We start from the raw sequence: 4158 nt of genomic DNA, 5'->3' as shown, positions 1-4158 counted from the left end.
TATTTTTGAAGGGAGGAACGGATGGATTTCGCCTCGACGAAGTGGGAGCAGGTAAAGTCGGACAGCGCGGGCCGGCAAGCGAGTTCACCCGCGGTGCCGTCCGCAGATGCAGCGACCTTTGAGCGGCAGCTGAGCGAGATCGCCAGTTCCCGTGGCGGCAGAGCAATGCCGGCGGCCTCGACGTTGCAGCCGGTCCAATCAGCTGGGGTTTTGATAGGGCACAGCAACGAGCCTCTCTATTCCGAGGACGCTCGCCTTATTTCGGGGCTTGAGAACGCGCTCCCCAAGGGCAAGGCCGCCAATCCCACCGCCAACGCCTATGTATACTCTCTTCGCAGCTTCAGCCGCCGGCTCTTCGCAAATAACAAAGATCCGATTGCTGCCCGGCTCGACGACCAGTCGCTGACCGATGAGGCGCGCGAGGCCATCGAAAAGGGTCATGACAGACGACTCCTTCCGGCAATAGACCATCTCCGGACCTTCCAGTCGACGGGCGGAATCGTGCCGATCAAAGGTTGCGCTGATCTAAATCCTCACCCCCAGGACGGGGTCCTCATCGAAGAGTACAAAAACCAAGCAGTGACACCGACCGGCAAGGTGTATGCAGCTGTTCTTCGCAATTTCAGTGACTACCTGCGTGAGAACAACAAGCCGGGCATTGCTGGTCGGCTTTCCGGCATGTCGTTGGACGGCGATGTCAAGAGCTATAGGAAGGACGGCGGTAATCGGAATATCGGTGCCGCACTGGCTGATCTGCGAAAATCGCAGGCAGGCGCTAAAGCGATGGAGCTCGAGCGCCAAATTCCCCTCGTTCCCGCTGCCGAAAACGCGATCCGGATGGAGCCGATGCCCGTCGGCGGCGCCGCTGCGCAGCACAGCGCGTCGCAGGGCGCGGGCAGATGGCCAGATGAGCTGCCTCCTGTAGAAAGCTACGATCAGGATTTGCTTTGGGAGATGATGGACAAACCCGGCCCGTCGTTATCTCTCGAGCCAGCCCCGCGCCATGACCAGTCATCGGATCCCCGAGAGTCCATTCGTCACTTGAACTGGGGCTACGACCACCAGCGGTTCCCGGACGAGCCGATGGGTGCATTTGCCAGCAGCAACCTTTTGCCAAGCGGGGAAGTCGTCATCAACGATGAGCGTGTCGCCAGTTCAGGTGGAGGTAGTGGAGCAATGCTGGCCTCCTCGACACTGGAGGCGGCTCAGTCAGCTGGAGTTTTGACAGGGCGGAGCAAGCAGCCTCTTTATTCCGAAGACGCTCGCCTTATTTCGGGACTTGAGAAGGCCCTCCGCGACAGCAATGCCGTCAACACCGCCAAGGCCTATGTATATTCTCTTCGCAGTTTCGGGCGCTGGCTCTTTGCAAATAACAAAGACCCGATTGCTGCTCGGCTCAACGACCAGTCGCTGACCGATGATGCGCGCGAGGCCATGGAAAAGGGTCATCACAAACGACTCCTTTCGACAATGGACCATCTCCGGACCTTCCAGGCGACGGGCGGAGTCGTGCCGATCACAGGTCGCCCTGAGCTTAATCCTCACCCCCAGGACGGGGCTCTCATCAAAGAGTACAAAAAGGAAGCAGGGACATCGACCGGCAGGGTGTATGCAACTGTTCTTCGCGGTTTCAGTGACTACCTGCGTAAAAACAACAAGCCGGGCATTGCTGGTCGGCTTTCCGGCACGTCGTTGGACGGCGATGTGAAGAGCTATAGGAAGGGCGGCGGTGATGAGCATATCGGTGCCGCACTGGCTGATCTGCGAAAATCGCAGGCAGGCGTTAAAGCGATGGAGCTCGAGCGCCATATTCTCCCCGTTCCTGATTCCGAAAAAGCGGTCCGGATGGAGCCGATATCCATCGGCGGCGCCGCTGCGCAGCGCAGCGTGTCGCAGGAAGCGGGCAGATGGCGAGATGAGCTGCCTCCTGTAGAAAGCTACGACCAGGATTTGCTTTGGGAGATGATCGACAAACCCGGCCCGTCGTCTCCCGAGCCAGCCGCGCGCCATCACCAGTCTTCGGATCGAGCGTCCATTCGTCCATTGAACTGGGGCTACGACCGCCAGCAGTTCCCGGACGAGCCGATGGATGCACTTGCCAGCAGCAACCTCCTGCCAGGCGAGGAGGTCCTCATCAACGATGAGCGTGACACAGCGTTGTTGGGGCCAGCGAAGAGGCCGAGGCCCCTGGACAATCTACACGGTCTTGCCATTGAGCGGCAGCTGAGCGAGATCGCCAATTCAGGTGGAGCAATACCGGCGTCCTCGACACTGCGGCCGGCTCAGTCAGCTGGAGTTCGGATAGGGCGGACCAAGCAACCTCTTTATTCCGAGGACGCTCGCCTTATTTCGGGATTTGAGAAGGCATTCCCCAACGGCAACGCCGCCAATCTCACCGCCAACGCCTATGTATATTCTCTTCACAGGTTTGGGCGCTGGCTCCTCGCAAAGAACAAAGATCCGTTTGCCGCCCGGCTCAACGAGCAATCGCTGACCGATGATGTGCGCGAGGCCATCGAAACGGGTCATAACGTGAAACTCCGTCCGGCAATGGACCATCTTCGGACCTTCCAGTCGGCGGGCGGAGTGGTGCCGGTCACAGCCCGCGCTGAGCTAAATCCTCACCCCCAGGACGTGGCTCTCATCAAAGAGTACAAAAACGAAGCTGCAACAGGGACCCGCAGGGCGTATGCAACGGTTCTTCGCAATTTCAGTGACTACCTGCGTGAGAACAACAAGCCGGGCATTGCTGCTCGGCTTTCCGGCACGTCGTTGGACAGCGATGTCGAGCGCTATAGGAAGGACGCCGGGGGCAATCGCAATATCGGTGCCGCACTGGCTGATCTGCGAAATTCGCAGGCAGGCGCTAAAGCGATGGAGCTCGAGCGCCATAACCTCCCCGTTCCTGATCCCGAAAACGCGCCGCGGATGGAGCCGATGCCCGTCAGCGGCGCCGCTGCGCAGCACAGTGTGTCGCAGGAAGCGGACAGATGGCCAGCGGAGCTGCCTCCTGTGGAAGGCTACGATCAGGATTTGCTTTGGGAGCTGACGGGCGAACCCGGTCCGTCGCCATCTCTCGAGCCGGTTTTGATAGGGCGGAGAAAGCAGCCTCTTTATTCCGAGGACGCTCGCCTCATTTCGGGGCTTGAGAAGGCCCTCTTCGAGGGCAATGCCGCCGATGCCACTACCAACGCCTATGTATCTTCTCTTCGCAGCTTCGGGCGCTGGCTCTTCGCAAATAACAAAGATCCGTTTGCTGCCCGGCTCAACGACCAGTCGCTGAACGATGATGTGCGCGAGGTCATCGAGAAGGGTCATCACAGACTAGTCCTTCCGGCAATGGACCATCTGCGGACCTTCCAGTCGACGGGCGGAGTGGTGCCGATCACAGGCCGCGCTGAGCTAAATCCTCACCCTCAGGACGTGGCTCTCATCAAAGAATACAAAAGCGAAGCAGGGACATCGACTGGCAGGTTGTATGCAGCTGTTCTTCGCAGTTTCAGTGACTATCTGCGTAAAAGCAACAAGCCGGGCATTGCTGCTCGGCTTTCCGGCGCGTCATTGGACGGCGATGTCGAGCGCTATAGGAAGGACGGCGGGGGCAATCGGAATGTCGGTGCCGCACTGGCTGATCTGCGAAAATCGCAGGCAGGCGCTAAAGCGATGGAGCTCGAGCGCTATATCCTCCCCGTTCCTGATCCCGGAAACGCGATCCGGATGGAGCCGATGTCCGTCGGCGCCGCCGCTGCGCAGCACAGCGCGTCGCAGGGCGCGGGCAGATGGCCAGATGAGCTGCCTCCTGTAGAAAGCTACGATCAGGATTTGCTTTGGGAGATGATGGACAACCCCGGCCCGTCGTCTCCCGAGCCAGCCGCGCGCCAGTTCTCCGACATCGGTGTATTTGCCAGCAGCAACCTCCTGCCAAGCGAGGAGGTCCTCATCAACGAGGAGCGTGACACAGCTGGGTTGCGGCCAGCGAAGAGGCCAAGGATCCTGGACAATCCAGACAGCCTTGCCATTGAGCGGCAGCTGAGCGAGATCGCCAATTCAGGCGGTCGCCTGATGTCGTCGGCGGACCCCATCCATCAACTGGGTGCATTGCCATCGCAGGCGCAGGACATCGTCCAGGCCGGACGGCAAGAACCTGCCCGGTTCGCC

General features: G+C 59.9%; 1 pseudogene. It reads left to right on the top strand.

The features are described from left to right. Positions 1-21 precede the first annotated feature (21 nt). Positions 22-4158: pseudogene (locus tag AC04SH_RS34660) on the top strand (hypothetical protein); the annotation flags it as partial.

The sequence above is a fragment of the Mesorhizobium sp. CNPSo 4688 genome (assembly GCF_057784295.1).
This window is presented reverse-complemented; position numbering and strand designations above follow the sequence as displayed.